Origin of the sequence: Streptacidiphilus rugosus AM-16 (genome assembly GCF_000744655.1) — a bacterium.
Lineage (GTDB): Bacteria > Actinomycetota > Actinomycetes > Streptomycetales > Streptomycetaceae > Streptacidiphilus > Streptacidiphilus rugosus.
Genome location: NZ_JQMJ01000004.1, coordinates 2,973,264 through 2,989,393, shown reverse-complemented (window position 1 = coordinate 2,989,393; position 16,130 = coordinate 2,973,264). Strand labels below are relative to the sequence as shown.

Here is a 16,130-nt window from a genome sequence, read left to right as displayed (position 1 = left end):
AGACGGATCAGATCTTCAGGTCCTTGATCAGCTTGGCGACGTGGCCGGTCGCCCGGACGTTGTAGAACGCGTGGGCGACCTTGCCCTGCTCGTCCACGACGAAGGTGGAGCGGATCACGCCGGTCACCGTCTTGCCGTACATGGTCTTCTCGCCGAAGGCCCCGTAGGCCTGCAGCACCTCCTTCTCCGGGTCCGCCACCAGGGTGACCTTGAGGTGCTCCTTCTCGCGGAACTTGCCGAGCTTCTCCGGCTTGTCGGGGGAGACGCCGATGACGTCGTAGCCCGCCTCGGCCAGCAGGTCGAGGTTGTCGGTGAAGTCGCAGGCCTGCTTGGTGCAGCCGGGGGTCAGTGCGGCGGGGTAGAAGTAGACGATGACCTTGCGGCCGAGGTGGTCGGCCAGGGAGACGGGCTTCCCGTCGGCGTCGGGCAGGGTGAAGGCGGGGGCGGCGTCGCCGGGCTCAAGTCGGGCACTCATGCTGCGACGGTACCGCTCCGGCCCGGCCCGGGTGGTGATCACGCGAGGTGCCGCTGCGGGGTGCCGCTGCGCAGAGCCGTGAACGACCTGACAGACTGTCCGGTAGAGGTAACAGTCGGCAGGCGAGCGAGAGAGGGTGTCCTCGTGGGCGAGGTCAGCACCAGGGACGAGAGCCGGGACAGGCGCAGCGCGGCCCAGATCGAGGCGGACATCGTCCGCACCCGCGCCCAGCTGGCGGCGACGCTCGACGAGCTGGCCGTCGCGGTGCACCCCTCGACGCTGGTCGGTCAGGCGAAGGCGCAGGCCAAGGCGGGTGTCGACCGCACGGTCGGCAAGGCCTTCGTGGCGGTGAACCGCGGCGTCGAGCAGGTCAGGGTCCAGTTCGTGAACGAGAAGGGCAGGCCGCGCCCGGAGCGGATCGTGCCGGTGGCGGCGGTCGCCGGCGCGGTGGTGGTCGGCCTGGTCCTGCTGCGGCGGCGGAAGTAGGGACGTTCTAAGCTTGAAATTTAACCTCGCAGGTCACCCGACCTGCTGGTTTGCGGTTCTTCCCGGGACAACGAGGGCGACCGTTCTCCACGCTTCGAGATGTCGAGTCATGAAGCACGAGAGAACGGCCGCCGCATATGAGTCTGCCCCTCGTTCCGTCCGCTGGTGACGCGTTGGGCCTGTTGTCCCGCTTTCGAGTTGAGTTCTACGACTGCTTGTACGCCCGTGCGGACTCGCTCTTCGAGCTCACCGACGCAGTGCTGTGCGTGGACAGTCCGGTGAAGACCCTGGTCGAGCTCAGCCTGGCGGTCGAGCACCGGCGCGGGCACGGCGCGTTGTACGCCGCGCTGGACCGGGGCTGGCTGGAGCCGACACGGCTGCGCCGCACCCTCGCGAACCTGCCGCTGCCGAGGGCGGCCGACGGGCGGATCGTGCTGGCTGTGGACGTGTCCAACTGGCTGCGGCCCGACGCCCCCACCAGCAGCGATCGGCTGTTCTGCCACTGCTACGGCCGGGGCGGCCGGGCCAGTGACCAGTTCGTGCCGGGCTGGCCCTACTCCTTCGTCGCAGCGGTGGAGCGCGGGCGGACCTCCTGGGTCGCCCTGCTGGACGCAGTGCGCCTGGGGCCTGCCGACGACGCCACCGCCGTCACTGCCACCCAACTACGCGACGTTGTCGAGCGGTTGATTGCCGCTGGCCACTGGAAGGAGACCGAAGGGGACATCTTGATCGTCATGGACGCCGGCTACGACGGCGCACGCCTGGCCCACGTGCTGGCGGATCTGCCGGTGGAGATCGTGGTGCGGCTGCGCTCGGACCGCGTCATGCTTCGCGATCCGGGCCCGCCCCGCTCCACCGCCCGCGGCGGGCGTCCGCGCCGCCACGGCGGCGTGCTCACCTTCGCCCGCCCCGAGACCTGGCACACTCCCGATGCCACCAGCCGGACCGAGACCACCCGCTACGGCAAGGCCGAGGCGCTGGCGTGGGATCACATGCACCCCCGGCTGCAGCGTCGCGGACCATGGTTGGAGTACACCGACGCCGAACTCCCCGTGCTGCACGGCACGTTGATCCGACTGCAGGTCGAGCGCCTGCCCGGTGAACGAGAGGCCAAGCCGCTGTGGCTGTGGTCCTCGGCAGCCGCCCTGACCAGCGCGGAGATGGATGTGCGGTGGCAGGCGTTCTTGCGCAGATTCGATCTTGAACACACCTTCCGCTTCCTGAAACAGACCTTGGGCTGGACCGCACCCAAGATCCGACACCCCGACGGCGCAGACCTGTGGACCTGGCTGGTCATCGTCGCCTACACCCAGCTCCGCCTGGCCCGCCCCCTCGCAGCCGACCTACGACGCCCCTGGGAGCGGCCGGCGCCGCCGAACAGGCTCACGCCAGCCCGGGTCCGACGCGGGTTCCGCCACATCCACGCGAAGACCGTCTCTCCGGCGGGTGTGCCGCAACCGACACGCCCCGGCCCGGGGCGCCCGCCGGGCTCAAAGAACCGCAGGCCAGCACCCCGCTACGACGTCGGGAAGACCGTAAAACGCGAACTCACGCTCGAGGCTCATCTCGCGAAACAAACGGCCGCCGGTTAAAGATCAAGCTAAGGTTTCTGCGTGAACGCGGACCAGACCAAGAAGCACGACTCCTTCGGCGAGAAGCTGCCCATCCGGATGCTCCACGACCGGGTCCTGGTGCGCACCGAGGGCCCGGAGGGCGACCGCCGCTCGACCGGCGGCATCCTCATCCCGGCCACGGCGGAGCTCTCCAAGAGATGCGCGTGGGCCGAGGCCGTGGCTGTCGGGCAGAACGTGCGCAGCATCGAGCCGGGGGACCGGGTCCTGTACGACCCGGAGGACCGCGCGGAGGTCGAGGTCCGCGGCATGATCTACGTCCTGCTGCGCGAACGCGACATCCACGCGGTCGCCTCCGAACGGGTGAGCGACGCGGACGGCACCAGCACGGGGCTCTACCTGTAACGAGCGGGCGTCGTCCTCCTGCCACGTGGGCGGTCCCGGAACTCATCGGGGCCACCCACTTCCTGGAGCTGTCACGTCATTTGCACGGATCGTCGTAGCGGTAGGTGACCTGCAGATGCCGATCGTCGTCCTGGAAGATCAGAGCGATCGGGCAGATGAACGGATCCGTGACGGTGATCGGTTCGGAGGTGTGCCCCGGGGCGATGGAGCCGTGGTCCGGATCGAACGTCGCACCTGACGGGTCGCTCATGCCACGCCGGTTGAAGGTGACCGTAGAGCTTGGGTCGTTCGTGATGGTCGGTCGGTGTCCGGCCGGTGTTCAGTGGTGCCGGAGGGTGAGTCTGCGGTGGGTGGGTGTCGTCGTCCGGGGCACCGGAGGTGCGGCGCCTTCGGGGGCGGTCTTCGTGGCCCGGTTGCCGAGCATGAAGCCGAGGACGGTCATCCAGACCGGCAGGGCCAGGAGCGCGATGAAGCCGAGCCCGCCGATGACCGGGAGCACACCGATGACGATCGAGACCCAGCCGAGCCAGGCGGGCAGGGACGCCTCGGTCAGGACGGCCGCGCCGGTGGCCAGTGCCAGCACGGAGATGCCGAGGAAGACCGCGATCTGGTTGTTCTGGTCGAGGAAGTTCAAGGTCCGCACCATGTCGGCGCGGCCGTTGTGGGCGGCCTGGATCAGGGCGTAGTGCAGGACCCCGTTGACGGCGAACGCGCCGATGAACAGGATGCCGCCCGCGAAGGCGGTGGTGGCCATCCAGTCGTGGCCGCCGCCGGTCCCGGTGAGGGCGATCCGCAGGGCGCTGACGAAGAAGGTCAGCAGGGCCAGCCCGACCCCGATGACGTAGATACTGGCGAGCGCCGCGGTCCCGTGGAGCTGGTAGTAGGCGATGACCGAGGCGGCCGAGGCGTTCTGGTTCGGCGGGCTGGGGGCGAAGACGAAGAAGCCCAGAACGATGGAGACCAGGAACGCGAGTGCGAGCGGACCCATCCAGCGCGCCATGCGTTCGTTGCTCATGGTGACCTCCCTTTCATGCTGCCGTAGGTCGTGACTCGCGGAGGCGTGCGGGGCCTCGGGCGGAGACGGCATGCGGTCTGGCACCTGCTGTGATAAGGACGGTATAAGCGTGACATTCCGGGTTACCCGCCGCCAGTCAGTCCGGGCGTTCCCGCCGTTCGGGTGTCCGGGGGCCGGGTTTGCGCTCGCCTCGGCGGGGCGGACCCTGGTGGTGACGCCCCGGGGTGAGAATGCGGCATGGCTGAGAGTGGCGGCGATGCGAAAGGCCGGTCGGCGACGGCCGGCGCTGCGAGGCTCGTCCTTCTGACGCTCGCATCCGGGCAGTTCCTGATGGCGCTCGACAGCTCCGTGATGAACGTGTCGATCGCGACGGTGGCGAAGGACGTCGGCACCTCGGTGACCGGCATCCAGGGAGCGATCACGGCGTACACGCTGGTGATGGCCGTGCTGATGATCCCCGGCGGCAAGGTCGGCGCCATCATCGGCCGCAGGCGGGCCTTCATGATCGGGTGCGTCGTCTACGGCTGCGGCTCGCTCACCACGGCGCTCGCGCCGAACCTGCCGGTGCTCCTGCTGGGCTGGTCGTTCCTGGAGGGAGTCGGCGCGGCCCTGATCCTGCCGGCGATCGTCGCCCTGGTCGCGGGCAACTTCGCGGAGCGACAGCGCCCGGCCGCATACGGGCTGGTCGCGGCCGCCGGAGCGGTCGCGATCGGGCTCGGGCCGCTCATCGGTGGGATCGCCACGACCTACTTCTCCTGGCGCTGGGTCTTCGCGGGAGAGGTCGTGATGGTTCTCGGCATCCTGGTGCTCGCGCGCCGGGTGGCCGACGCGGCGCCGGACCGGCGTCCTCGGGTCGATGTCGTGGGCGCCGTGCTGTCGGCGCTCGGTCTCGGCGGCTTCGTCTACGGCGTGCTCCGCTCGGACGAGTGGGGGTGGTTCGCTCCGAAGCCGGGCCGGCCCTCCTGGTTCGGCCTGTCACCGGTCGTCTGGCTGATGCTGGCCGGGCTGCTGGTGATGTGGCTGTTCTTCCGCTGGGAGGCCAGGCTGACGAAGCAGGGCCGGGAGCCCCTGGTGGACCTGGACATGCTGCACAACCGGCAGCTCTCGGGCGGCCTGACGATGTTCTTCTTCCAGTACCTGATCCAGATGGGCGTCTTCTTCGTCGTCCCGCTGTACCTGTCCGTCGCGCTCGGCCTCTCCGCGCTCGACACGGGCGTCCGGATCCTGCCGTTGTCGCTGACGTTGCTCGCGGCGGCGATCGGGATCCCGCGCCTGCTGCCGGACGTGTCCCCACGGGCCGTCGTGCGGCTCGGTCTGCTGGCGATGATCACCGGTGCCTTGGTCCTGATGGCGGCCCTGGACACCAGCTCGGGGGCGGAGGTCACCACGGTTCCGCTGCTGCTGATCGGCCTGGGCATGGGCGCGCTCGCGTCTCAGCTCGGCGCGGTGACGGTCTCGGCCGTCCCCGACGAGCAGAGCGCGGACGTCGGGGGCATCCAGAACACCGTCACCAACCTCGGCGCCTCCATCGGCACGGCGCTTGCAGGGTCGGTCATGATCGCGGTGCTGACCTCGTCGTTCCTGAGCAACGTGGAGCAGAGCCAGGCGATCCCCGCCGAGGTCAAGAGCCAGGCCAGCGTGCAGCTCTCCGCCGGCGTCCCGTTCGTCTCGGACGCCCAGCTCCAGGCCGCGCTCGACAAGTCCGGCGTGAACTCGGAGGTGAGTCAGGCGGCGCTGGACGCCAACGCCGACGCCCGCATCGACGGTCTCAAGGTCGCCCTCGCCATCCTCGCCCTGGCCGGGCTCGTCGGACTCTTCTTCCTCCAGCGCATTCCGGCGACGCAGCCCGGAACCGCGCGGCGCCCCGGCGACTGACGTCCGGGGAAAGTCGCCTGCAAGCATCCCGAGCGCCGCTGCGTGAGGCCGGGCGGGAAAGGAGGTGCTGCCGTGTCACGAGAAGACCATAACGCCGAGTTCGCGGGCCGCCTGGCTGCGCGCCTTCTGGCCGGGCCGCACCCGCTCGGGGCCGATCCGGCCGGGTGGACGAGGGACGTGCTGCGCCGAGCGAGGCCGAAGGCGTGGGAGTGGGCGTGGGAGTGGGCTTGGGAGTGGTCCAGGCAACACCCGGCAGGTCGGGTGGGGGGAGCGGGTTCGGCGTAGAGTCCGGGGCATGAGTGAGCACTTTGACGTGGTGGTGCTGGGGGCAGGCCCCGGCGGTTACGTGGCCGCGATCCGGTCCGCGCAGCTGGGCCTGACGACGGCGATCGTGGAGGAGAAGTACTGGGGCGGGGTGTGCCTCAACGTGGGCTGCATTCCCTCCAAGGCGCTGCTGCGCAACGCCGAGCTCGCGCACCTGTTCACCCAGGAGGCGGACACCTTCGGCATCCGGGTCGAGGGGCAGGTCACCTTCGACTACAAGGCGGCGTTCGAGCGCAGCCGTCAGGTCGCGGACGGCCGGGTCAAGGGCGTCCACTTCCTGATGAAGAAGAACAAGATCAGGCAGTTCCAGGGCCGGGGCCACTTCACCGACGCGAACACGCTGCAGGTGGCGCTGGTCGAGGGCGGCACCGAGACGATCACCTTCGACCACTGCATCATCGCCTCCGGCGCGACGACCCGTCTGCTGCCGGGAACACAGCTGAGCGACCGCGTGGTCACCTACGAGGAGCAGATCCTCGCCGACACGCTGCCGGAGAGCATCATCATCGCGGGCGCCGGCGCGATCGGCGTCGAGTTCGCCTACGTGCTGCACAACTACGGCGTGAAGGTCACCATCGTCGAGTTCCTCGACCGGATGGTGCCGCTGGAGGACGCCGAGGTCTCCGCCGAGCTCGCCAAGCGCTACCGCAAGCTGGGCGTGAACGTGCTGACCTCGACCCGGGTCGACTCGATCGACGACAGCGGCGCGAAGGTCCGCGTCACGGTCACCGGCAAGGACGGCGCGCAGCAGGTGCTGGAGGCCGACAAGGTGCTCCAGGCGATCGGCTTCGCGCCGCGCGTCACCGGCTACGGCCTGGAGAACACCGGCGTGCGGCTGACCGAGCGCGGCGCGATCGACGTCGACGCGCGCTGCCGCACCAGCGTCCCGCACATCTATGCGATCGGTGACGTCACGGCGAAGCTGATGCTCGCCCACGCCGCAGAGTCCATGGGCGTCATCGCCGCCGAGACCATCGCCGACGAGGAGACGATGGAGCTCGACTACGTGATGATCCCGCGGGCGACCTACTGCCAGCCGCAGATCGCCAGCTTCGGCTGGACCGAGGCGCAGGCCCGCGAGAAGGGCTTCGACGTCAAGGTCGCCAAGTTCCCCTTCACGGCCAACGGCAAGGCGCACGGCATCGGCGAGCCCGGCGGCTTCGTCAAGATCATCGCTGACGCGAAGTACGGCGAACTGCTCGGCGCCCACCTGATCGGCCCGGACGTCACCGAGCTGCTGCCGGAGCTGACCCTGGCTCAGCAGTGGGACCTGACGGTCACCGAGGTCGCCCGCAACGTGCACGCGCACCCGACGCTGGGCGAGGCGGTCAAGGAGGCCATCCACGGCCTGGCCGGGCACATGATCAACTTCTGAGCCGCGGTTCGGCGAGCGAGGGACCGGCGGGACAGAAGGCGGCGGGGCCCGGGGCAGCAGCCCCGGGCCCCGCCGCCTTCTGTCACTGCGGAAGCGTCACCGGTGGGGTGATCTGACGCGTCGGCGTCGGCCTGGTGGGCGTCGTCTGCGTCGGCGTCGGGTTGGTGGTGGTCTGCGTCGGCGTGGGCGTCGGCACCACCGGCGGGGTGTACGTCGGGGTCGGCTGCGTCTGCGTCGACGGGGTCGGGACCGGGGCCGTCGGGGTGGTGGTCGGCGAGTTCGAGGTGCTCGGCGTGGGGGTGGGGGTCGCCGGCGCGGCGGTGGTCCAGTCGCCCGTCTGCAGGTCGAAGCTCGCGTCCGGCTGGTTCGCGAGCGCCTGCGTCATGTAGTCGGTCCAGATCTGCGTCGGGAACGCGCCGCCGTTGATGCGGGTGAGCCCGGCGGCCGTGCCCAGGCTGACCCGGTTGTTCTTGGCGTCCTGGGCGAAGAGGCCGACCGCCGTGGACAGCTGCGGCGTGTAGCCGGCGAACCAGGCGGACTTGTTGCTGTCCGTGGTACCGGTCTTGCCCGCCGCGTCGCGGCCGAGGGCCTGGGCGTTGTAGCCGGTGCCGTTCTGGATGACGCCCTGCAGCACCTCGGTCACGGTGTCCGCGACGGCCCGGTCGAAGGCCTTGACCGCGTCGTGCTTCGGCAGTGTGCGGCTCTCGCCGTCGTGGGTGACCGACTGCACCGACCACGGGGTGATCTGCATGCCGTGGTTGGCGAAGGTCGCGTACGCACCCGCCAGCTGGATCGCGTTGGGCGTGGCGATGCCGAGCGCGAGGGCCGGGTTGCTCGCGCTCAGGTCCGGGGTGTCCGCGGGCAGCCCGGCCGCGAGCGCCGCCTGCCGCACCTTGTCCAGCCCGACGTCGGCGGCCATCTGCGCGAAGACGGAGTTGACCGACTTGGCCATGGCCCGGGTGACGCTGATCGACCCGTAGTTCATGTCGTCCTCGTTGGGAGGGTTGTACGAGGACACGTTGGAGGGCAGGCCGACGACCTGACGGCGGCTGGTGCCGTCGTAGAGCGTGTTCGGGGTGATCGGCGTGCCGTCCTGGGTCGTGGAGCCGTTCTGCAGCGCCGCCGCCAGGTCGATCGCCTTGAAGGTCGAGCCGATCTGGATGTCCCTGCGCAGCGCGTCGTTGTACTCCTGGGTGGCGTAGTCGGGACCGCCGTACGCGGCCACGACCTTGCCCGTCTTCGGGTCGACCGACGCCGCGGCGGCGCGGATCTGCTTGGCCGCCGCGGTGTTCGGCAGCTGGTCGTGCAGCTGGGTCTTCACCGAGTCGGCCAGCGCGTTCTGGTCGGTCCTGGAGAAGGTGGTGACGATCTTCCAGCCGCCCTGGGCCAGCTCGTCCCTGGTTACCACGTGATTGCTGACCAGGTAGTTCACCGCGATGTCGATCATGTAGCCGGCCTGCCCGTCCAGGCCCTTGACGTGCGCCTTCGGCTTCACCGTCGGGAACTTGGCCGCGGCCCGCTGCTCGGGGGTCAGGTAGCCGAGCTTGGCCATGCCGTCCAGCACGTAGTTCCAGCGGTCGGTCGCGGCCTGCTTGCCGGCGGCGGTCGCGGTGGCGACGTCGTAGGCGCTCGGGGCCTGCAGCAGCGCCGCCAGGTAGGCGCTCTGCTCGGCGTTGAGCTGCGCGGCGTTGATGCCGAAGTAGGCCTGTGCGGCCGCCTGGACGCCGTAGGCGTTGCGGCCGAAGTAGGAGGTGTTCAGGTAGCCGGCCAGGATGTCCGGCTTGCTCTCGGTCCGGTCCACCTTCAGCGCGATGAAGAACTCCTTGGCCTTACGCGTCACCGTCTGGTTCTGGTTCAGGTAGTAGTTCTTCACGTACTGCTGGGTGATCGTCGAGCCGCCCTGGACGCCGTTCCCGTTCAGGGTGTCCCAGCCGGCGCGGACCATGCCGGTGAGGCTGATCCCCTGGTTGGAGTAGAAGGTGCGGTCCTCGGCGGAGACCGCCGCGTGCTGCATGTCCAGGGAGATCTGGCTGATCGGGACGATGGTCCGGTTCATCGTGCCGGTCTGGCCGATCACCGTCTTGCCGTCGTCGTAGTAGTAGATGTTCGCCTGGGCGATCGCGGCGGCGTTGGCGTTCGGCGGCTCGACGTTCAGGTAGATGCCGACGAAGGCGGTCATGCCCAGCGCGACGACGGTGAGCAGCGTGCCGACGGTCATCCGCCAGGTCGGGATGATCCGGCGGTACCACGGCAGCGCCGCACGCCTCGCCGTGCGTGCCGCCTTCTTGGCCTGACGCCGATCGCGCCCGCTGGCGCCCATTCCGCCTCCTTCGGCCCGGTCCTCCGCCTCCAGCGTGGCGCGGTCCATGGGGTTGGCGAGGCTGTCGGGATCGTCCATGCCGCGCCCGCTGCTGCTCTTGCCCATGCCGGTGGTGCTCCGCCTTCTGTACCGCTGAACTGCTGGACCGAGGTCGTGTCCCGCCTCGTCTGCATGATCGTTAAACGCCCCAAACGGGGCATTCCCGTCTACTTTGCCGGAACGATAAGGCGCGGGCGAACAGACTGGGGGTCACGTCGCTCTTTTGTGGCGGGGCTGTGACACTGCAAGGAGCCGTTCGGCTACCCTGTGAGAGCAGTTCCACAGCTGGACCACAATCGAAGAGCGATGGCGAGAGCCCCTTCGCGACACCCCCCGGGTGTCGGCGGACGGGGCCTTTTCGGCGTTCCCGCACGGCGGTGGGCGCCCGTCGTCATGGCTGTCGACATGTCGACATTTGACGCCTTCGTGAGGTCTCGCACAGGAACGGCAGAGGAACGCGTCACTGGACCGCACAGAGAGGAGTGTGATGTACGCCGCAGTCTGTGCCCGCAGTTTCCGGCGCTACGCGACCTACCGCGCCGCCACCTGGGCCCGGGTCGTCACCAACACCGCCTTCGGCTTCATCATCGCCTACACCTACCAGGCGCTCTGGCAGGTCCGCCCGCACCTGGGCGGCTACGACCTGTCCGCCGCGCTCACCTACGTCTGGATCGGCCAGGCCATGTTCGCCTTCATCGCCGTGGGCGGTCAGGGCGCGCTGGACGACCTGCAGAACCGCATCACCAACGGCGACGTCGCCGTCGACCTGTTCCGGCCGGTCGACCTGCAGGGCTGGTGGCTCTCGGTCGACCTGGGCCGGGCCGGCTACCAGCTGTTCGCCAACGGCCTCGTGCCGATGCTGACCGGCGCGCTCTGCTTCCACCTCCGACTGCCGCAGGGAGGCGCGGTGCAGGAGGCCGGCGTCTGGGCGGCCTTCGCCCTCTCCCTGGCGCTGGCCGCCGTGGTCAGCTTCGCGCTGCGCTACCTGGTCGCGCTGACCGCGTTCTGGCTGCTCGACGTCCGCGGCGTGCAGTTGGTCTACTACCTGTTCTGCTCCTTCTTCGGCGGCTTCTTCCTGCCGATCACGCTCTTCCCGCCCCTGCTGGAGGGGCTCGCCGGGGTGCTGCCCTTCGTGGCGGTGTTCCAGGTGCCGGCCGACCTCTTCCTGCAGCGCTACGACGCCCCCGGCGCCCTCGCCGCGCTCGGGGTCCAGCTCGCCTGGGCCGTGGTGCTGCTCGGGGCCGGCCGGCTGGTGCAGGGGCGCGCGGTGCTCAAGGTGGTGGTCCAGGGTGGCTGACCCGGCCGGCTCCGCGACGGTGACCGTGCTGCGGTCGCTGCGCGCCTACGGACTGATCGTCCGGATGTGGACCAGGGCGGCGCTCGCCTATCCCGCCTCCTTCTGGATGACCACGTTCGGCAACATGGCCGCCTCGGTGATGGACTTCGTCGTCATCGCGGTGATCTTCCTGCACACCGGGGCGCTCGGCGGCTGGACGCTGCCGCAGGTCGCCTTCCTCTACGGCACCTCGGGGATCACCCTCGGGCTCGCCGACCTGCTGGTCGGCAGCATGGACCAGCTCGGCGTGCGGGTGCGCGACGGCTCGATCGACACCGTCCTGGTCCGCCCGGTCCCCGCGCTGGCCCAGCTCGCGGCCGACCGCTTCGCGCTGCGCAGGCTCGGCAGGGTCGTCCAGTCCGGCGCGGTGCTGGGCTGGTCGCTGGCGCACCTGGGGCTGGCGTGGACGCCGGAGAAGCTGCTGGTCATGGTCTCGCTGGTGCTCTGCGGGACGGTCATCTTCGGGGCGGTCTTCGTCGGCGGCTCGGCCTTCCAGTTCTTCGTCGCGGACGCGGCGGAGGTGCAGAACTCCTTCACCTACGGCGGGGCGACCATGCTCCAGTACCCGCCGACGGTCTTCGCCAAGGACATCGTCCGCGGCACCGTCTACGGCGTGCCGCTGGCCTTCGTCAACTGGCTGCCCGCGCTCTACGTGCTCGGCCGGTCCGACCCGCTCGGGCTCCCCGGCTGGTTCCGCTTCGCCGCGCCTCTGGCCGCGCTCGCCTGCGTGGCCGCGGCCGGGCTGCTCTGGCGGGCCGGCATCCGCTCCTACCGCAGTACCGGCAGTTGACCGTCCACCCGGCACGCACCGACACGCACCGACACGCACTGACACGCACTGACCGAAGGGGCAGATTCATGAGCGAGGCACTGATCGAGGTCGAGGGCGTCACCAAGAGCTTCGTCGTCCGCCGCCGCGCGGGCCGGCTGCGGCGGACGAGGGTTCGGGTGGACGCCGTCGCGGGCCTGGACTTCCGGGTGGACCGCGGCGAGATGGTCGGCTACATCGGGCCCAACGGGGCCGGCAAGTCGACGACCATCAAGATGCTCACCGGCATCCTGCTGCCGAGCAGTGGCCGACTGCGCGTCGCCGGCGCGGATCCGGTGCGCGAACGCGTGCGGCTGGCCCAGCGGATGGGCGTCGTCTTCGGGCAGCGCACCACCCTGTGGTGGGACCTGCCGCTGCGCGACTCCTACGAACTGGCCCGCCGCATCTACCGGATCCCCGACGCGGCCTACGCGCGCAATCTCGAGCGCTGCGTCGAACTGCTGGAGCTCGGCCCGCTGCTGGAGGTGCCGGTACGGCAGCTCTCGCTCGGCCAGCGGATGCGTGGGGACATCGCGGCGGCGCTGCTGCACGAACCCGAGGTGCTCTACCTGGACGAGCCGACCATCGGGCTGGACGTGGTCAGCAAGCGCCGGGTGCGCGAGTTCCTGGCCCAGGTCAACGCGGAGCAGGGCACGACGGTGCTGCTGACCACGCACGACCTGACCGACATCGAGCAGCTCTGCTCGCGGGTCATGGTCATCGACCACGGCCGTGTCGTCTACGACGGCGGTCTGGACGGACTGCACGACCACGGCCGCAGCGAGCGCACCCTCGTCGTGGACCTGGAGCTGGAGGCCCCGCCGATCGACCTGCCCGGCGCGCGGGTGGTGCGGGTGGAGGGAAGCCGGCAGTGGCTCGCCTTCCCCGCGGCGGCGAGCGCCGCGCCGCTGGTGGCCGCGGTCGCGAGCCGTTACGAGCTGCGGGATCTGTCGGTGCGTGAGCCGGAGATCGAGGACGTCATCGCCCGGATGTACGCGGAGACGTCCGCGGACGCGCCGAGGGAGGCGGCGGTCGGCGGCTGACGGGGCAGGGGGCGGTCTGCGGGGCGTGGTAAGGAACGGATAAGGTCCGCATGTTCGAGAGCGTCAGACATGTAGCGACATCCGTTCGATGGGGGACATCCTCTTGGCCACACCGCCGCAGCCGCCCGGTCCCGGCAACCCGTACGGGCAGCCGAACCCGTACCAGCCCGCCCAGCCCGGCCCGTACGGCCAGCCCGCGCCGGGCTACGGGCAGCCGGCGCCGAACCCCTACGCCGACCAGATGCCGCTGCAGGGCAACCCGTACGCGCAGCAGCCCTCCGCGCCGGTCGCGCCGCCCGTCCCGCCGCAGCCCGGGTACGGCTACCCGCAGGACCAGGCGCCGCCGCAGCAGGCGGGGTACGGCTTCCCGCAGCAGCCAGGCCCGCCGCAGCCGATGGCGCCGGCGGAGTGGAACATGCCCGCGCCCAACGGCGTCACCTGCCGTTTCTGCGGCGGCTTTCCTGCGGTCAACACGACCGTGCGGGCGCACCGCGGCCTGATCATCATGATGTACTTCCGGCGGCTGCCGGGCCCGTTCTGCAAGACCTGCGGCACCGCTGCGGTCCGCGACATGTCCGCACAGACGCTGGTGCAGGGGTGGTGGGGCTACGGCTCCTCGCTGATCACACCGATCACCCTGTTCATCAACCTCTTCGCCTTCAGCAAGATCAAGGCGCTGCCCGAGCCCGCGCCCAACCCGCCGGGCCCGCCGATGAACCCGGGCAAGCCGCTGCTGCAGCGCCCGCAGGCGCTGGGCTTCCTGCTCCCGGTCCTGGCCTTGGTGCTGCTCGTGGTCGCCATCGCCACCAGCTCCAACTCCAGCGACAACTCCGACCCGTACGGCGGCGGCACCTACCCGGTGGTGACCGACAGCCCGACCGACGGCACGACGCCCACGGACCCGGCGACGTCCGGCCCCAACTCCGGCGACAGTGCGGTCGTCGGCGACTGCGTCAAGAACTACGGCACCGACAGCCTGCCCGACCTGGAGATCGTCACCTGCGGGTCCGGCACCTACCAGGTGATGCAGAAGCTGACCGACACCACCTCGGACACGGGCTGCTCCTCGGACACGACGCAGAGCTTCACCCACACCGAGGTCGGCAACGACTTCGTGCTCTGCCTGAAGGAGTACGCCGGCTGATCGGGCCGATCGATTGAAATTGGTCCAGACCAAGTGCCAGCATGTCCCCATGACGGGGATCTTGGGGCGGGGGATCGGTCGCGCGTGTGTCGCGGCCGGGGTGCTGGCACTGGTCGCGACCGGATGCTCCTCGGGCGGGGGGAACGGCGCCGGGGACGGCCGCGGATCCGCGGCGTCGGCGCTGTCCGTCGTGCCCCGGCCGGTCGAGATGACGCCGGGCCGGGGCGCGGGCTTCGTGGTCACGGCGTCCACCCCGGTCCTCGCCGAGGGCGGCCCGGAGGCCGGGACGACCGCGAAGCTGATGGCCTGGGAGCTGCACCTGCCGACCGCGAGCCCCTCGGGCACGCCCGGCGCGGGCATCACGTTCCGGCTGGACCCTGCGGCCGGGACCGGGTCGGAGGGCTACCGGCTCACCTCCGGCCCCTCCGGCGTGGTGATCACGGCCGCGGACGGCGCCGGACTGTTCTACGGCGGCCAGACGCTGCGTCAGCTCCTCCCGGCGGCCGGCGCCGGCACGGTGCCGGCCGTGACCGTCAAGGACCGGCCGCGCTACGCCTACCGGGGCGGCGGCCTCGACGTGGCCCGGCACTTCTTCTCGGTGGCCTCCGTCGAGAGCTACGTCGACCTGCTGGCCATGTACAAGTTCAACCACTTGCACCTGCACCTGACGGACGACCAGGGCTGGCGCCTCGCGATCAGCAGCCGCCCGCAGCTGACCGCCGTCGGCGGTGCGACCGCGGTCGGCGGCGGCCAGGGCGGCTTCTACACCGCCGGCGACTACACGGCGATCGTGGACTACGCGGCGGCGCGCCACATCACCGTCGTCCCCGAGATCGACCTCCCCGGCCACAGCAACGCGGCGATCGACTCCTATCCCGAGCTGGCCTGCCCCGGTGACCCGGCGCCCGCGCCGTACACGGGCATCGACGTGGGCTTCAGTCGTGTCTGCACGACGAAGGAGTCGACGTACCGGTTCGTCGACGACGTCATCGGGGAGCTGGCGAAGCTGACCCCGGGGCCGGTCCTCCACATCGGCGGCGACGAGGCGAAGACGCTCTCCGAGAGCGAGTACCGCGCGTTCGTCACCCGGGCGATCGCGATCGGCCACGCGCACGGCAAGCAGGTCGAGGCCTGGGACGAGGCCGCCCCGACCGGCCCGGACGTGGTCCAGGTCTGGCATCCGCCGTTCCAGACGACCCCGCAGCTGCAGGCCGGCGTCGCGGCGGCGGCGGACCGCGGCGCGAAGGTCGTCATGTCGCCCGCCGAGCACGCCTACGTGGACCAGAAGTACGACGGGACGACGGCGCTGGGCCTGCACTGGGCCGGCTACGTGAGCGTCGAGCAGGCCTACGACTGGAACCCGGACGCGGTCGTGCCGGGCGTTCCCGCCGACGCGGTCGCCGGCGTCGAGGCGCTGCTGTGGACCGAGACGCTCTCCTCGGACTCCGACCTGCAGATCATGGAACTGCCGCGGATCCCCGCGCTGGCGGAGGTCGCCTGGACCCCGCAGGTGTCGCGGACCTGGTCCGACTTCCGGGTCCGGCTGGCCGCGCAGGCCCCGCTGTGGGCCGCGCAGGGCTGGACCTACACGCTCGCGTCCGGTGTTCCCTGGAAGCAGGGGTAGAACGGCGACGGGCCGGGCCGCTCCCGCTGTGGGGAGCGGCCCGGCCCGACGGCCCCGGTCCAGCGACCGAGGCCGGCACCCCCGTAGCCGACCTGCGCGACCGTGACGAGCTGCGACAACACGCCGAACCTGGCTGGACGTCGTCCCCGTTGGCGGCGCGTTTCCCCCGCCGGCTGCCGCGTCGACCGGTCGCGCGAAGCGGCAGGACCACCCTGCCACCGGCTGCCGTGCGACGTCGCGTTTCCCACACAAGCCCACACACCCGTTGCTCCTAGACTGATCCCTGTCAG

General features: G+C 70.5%; 14 protein-coding genes. 10 read left to right on the top strand and 4 right to left on the bottom strand.

Going from position 1 to position 16,130, the window contains the following annotated elements:
• Positions 1 to 7 precede the first annotated feature (7 nt).
• Positions 8 to 475, bottom strand: coding sequence for a thioredoxin-dependent thiol peroxidase (gene bcp / locus BS83_RS22455; RefSeq protein WP_037605363.1), 468 nt, complete (start codon positions 473 to 475; stop codon positions 8 to 10).
• A gap of 144 nt (positions 476 to 619) precedes the next feature.
• On the opposite strand from bcp, the gene BS83_RS22450 reads away from it, so the two are divergent.
• The 3 genes from BS83_RS22450 to BS83_RS22440 all read left to right on the top strand — a co-directional run bounded on the left by BS83_RS22450 (position 620) and on the right by BS83_RS22440 (position 2,937).
• A complete protein-coding gene (locus BS83_RS22450; protein WP_037605362.1) occupies positions 620 to 961 on the top strand; it encodes a DUF3618 domain-containing protein in 342 nt (113 codons plus the stop codon).
• Positions 962 to 1,098: 137 nt separating this feature from the next.
• The gene (locus tag BS83_RS22445) at positions 1,099 to 2,553 is read left to right on the top strand and encodes an NF041680 family putative transposase (protein ID WP_037600757.1); all 1,455 of its coding nucleotides are present in this window, start codon (positions 1,099 to 1,101) and stop codon (positions 2,551 to 2,553) included.
• 78 nt (positions 2,554 to 2,631) lie between these two features.
• On the top strand, positions 2,632 to 2,937 hold the full coding sequence (locus BS83_RS22440) for a GroES family chaperonin (protein ID WP_084715043.1): 306 nt from the start codon (positions 2,632 to 2,634) through the stop codon (positions 2,935 to 2,937).
• Between the two features lie 76 nt (positions 2,938 to 3,013).
• Here the strand turns inward: BS83_RS22440 and BS83_RS45645 are convergent, their stop codons facing one another.
• Both BS83_RS45645 and BS83_RS22435 read right to left on the bottom strand, forming a co-directional pair.
• A complete protein-coding gene (locus BS83_RS45645) occupies positions 3,014 to 3,187 on the bottom strand; it encodes a hypothetical protein (protein ID WP_157597281.1) in 174 nt (57 codons plus the stop codon).
• Positions 3,188 to 3,256: 69 nt separating this feature from the next.
• The gene (locus BS83_RS22435; protein WP_037605360.1) at positions 3,257 to 3,952 is read right to left on the bottom strand and encodes a hypothetical protein; all 696 of its coding nucleotides are present in this window, start codon (positions 3,950 to 3,952) and stop codon (positions 3,257 to 3,259) included.
• 237 nt (positions 3,953 to 4,189) lie between these two features.
• On the opposite strand from BS83_RS22435, the gene BS83_RS22430 reads away from it, so the two are divergent.
• The gene (locus BS83_RS22430; RefSeq protein WP_037605359.1) at positions 4,190 to 5,827 is read left to right on the top strand and encodes an MFS transporter; all 1,638 of its coding nucleotides are present in this window, start codon (positions 4,190 to 4,192) and stop codon (positions 5,825 to 5,827) included.
• A 295-nt stretch (positions 5,828 to 6,122) separates the two neighbouring features.
• A complete protein-coding gene (gene lpdA, locus BS83_RS22425) occupies positions 6,123 to 7,526 on the top strand; it encodes a dihydrolipoyl dehydrogenase (RefSeq protein ID WP_037605358.1) in 1,404 nt (467 codons plus the stop codon).
• Between the two features lie 82 nt (positions 7,527 to 7,608).
• Here lpdA and BS83_RS22420 read toward each other — a convergent pair whose 3' ends face one another.
• Complete coding sequence (locus BS83_RS22420; RefSeq protein WP_051943626.1) at positions 7,609 to 9,951, bottom strand: transglycosylase domain-containing protein; 2,343 nt, start codon at positions 9,949 to 9,951, stop codon at positions 7,609 to 7,611.
• Between the two features lie 421 nt (positions 9,952 to 10,372).
• Here BS83_RS22420 and BS83_RS22415 point away from each other — a divergent pair, with 421 nt between their 5' ends.
• From BS83_RS22415 to BS83_RS22395, 5 genes are all read left to right on the top strand, one after another.
• The gene (locus tag BS83_RS22415) at positions 10,373 to 11,182 is read left to right on the top strand and encodes an ABC transporter permease (RefSeq protein WP_037605356.1); all 810 of its coding nucleotides are present in this window, start codon (positions 10,373 to 10,375) and stop codon (positions 11,180 to 11,182) included.
• Positions 11,175 to 12,011, top strand: a complete 837-nt coding sequence (locus BS83_RS22410; RefSeq protein ID WP_408641030.1) for an ABC transporter permease — start codon at positions 11,175 to 11,177, stop codon at positions 12,009 to 12,011. The genes BS83_RS22415 and BS83_RS22410 overlap by 8 nt, the downstream gene beginning before the upstream one ends.
• Positions 12,012 to 12,079: 68 nt before the next feature.
• A complete protein-coding gene (locus tag BS83_RS22405) occupies positions 12,080 to 13,072 on the top strand; it encodes an ABC transporter ATP-binding protein (RefSeq protein ID WP_037605355.1) in 993 nt (330 codons plus the stop codon).
• An 88-nt stretch (positions 13,073 to 13,160) separates the two neighbouring features.
• Positions 13,161 to 14,216 (top strand): LppU/SCO3897 family protein, encoded by a 1,056-nt coding sequence (locus BS83_RS47710; protein ID WP_051943624.1) that lies wholly within the window; start codon positions 13,161 to 13,163, stop codon positions 14,214 to 14,216.
• A 49-nt stretch (positions 14,217 to 14,265) separates the two neighbouring features.
• A complete protein-coding gene (locus BS83_RS22395; RefSeq protein ID WP_063774381.1) occupies positions 14,266 to 15,840 on the top strand; it encodes a beta-N-acetylhexosaminidase in 1,575 nt (524 codons plus the stop codon).
• Positions 15,841 to 16,130 lie beyond the last annotated feature (290 nt).

Bases quoted from the DNA above. Each gene is read 5' to 3' on its own strand.
- bcp (WP_037605363.1), bottom strand. From the start codon at position 475: ATGAGTGCCCGACTTGAGCCCGGCGACGCCGCCCCCGCCTTCACCCTG.
- BS83_RS22445 (WP_037600757.1), top strand. From the start codon at position 1,099: ATGAGTCTGCCCCTCGTTCCGTCCGCTGGTGACGCGTTGGGCCTGTTG.
- BS83_RS22440 (WP_084715043.1), top strand. From the start codon at position 2,632: ATGCTCCACGACCGGGTCCTGGTGCGCACCGAGGGCCCGGAGGGCGAC.
- BS83_RS45645 (WP_157597281.1), bottom strand. From the start codon at position 3,187: ATGAGCGACCCGTCAGGTGCGACGTTCGATCCGGACCACGGCTCCATC.
- BS83_RS22435 (WP_037605360.1), bottom strand. From the start codon at position 3,952: ATGAGCAACGAACGCATGGCGCGCTGGATGGGTCCGCTCGCACTCGCG.
- BS83_RS22430 (WP_037605359.1), top strand. From the start codon at position 4,190: ATGGCTGAGAGTGGCGGCGATGCGAAAGGCCGGTCGGCGACGGCCGGC.
- lpdA (WP_037605358.1), top strand. From the start codon at position 6,123: ATGAGTGAGCACTTTGACGTGGTGGTGCTGGGGGCAGGCCCCGGCGGT.
- BS83_RS22420 (WP_051943626.1), bottom strand. From the start codon at position 9,951: ATGGGCAAGAGCAGCAGCGGGCGCGGCATGGACGATCCCGACAGCCTC.
- BS83_RS22415 (WP_037605356.1), top strand. From the start codon at position 10,373: ATGTACGCCGCAGTCTGTGCCCGCAGTTTCCGGCGCTACGCGACCTAC.
- BS83_RS22405 (WP_037605355.1), top strand. From the start codon at position 12,080: ATGAGCGAGGCACTGATCGAGGTCGAGGGCGTCACCAAGAGCTTCGTC.
- BS83_RS47710 (WP_051943624.1), top strand. From the start codon at position 13,161: ATGGGGGACATCCTCTTGGCCACACCGCCGCAGCCGCCCGGTCCCGGC.
- BS83_RS22395 (WP_063774381.1), top strand. From the start codon at position 14,266: ATGACGGGGATCTTGGGGCGGGGGATCGGTCGCGCGTGTGTCGCGGCC.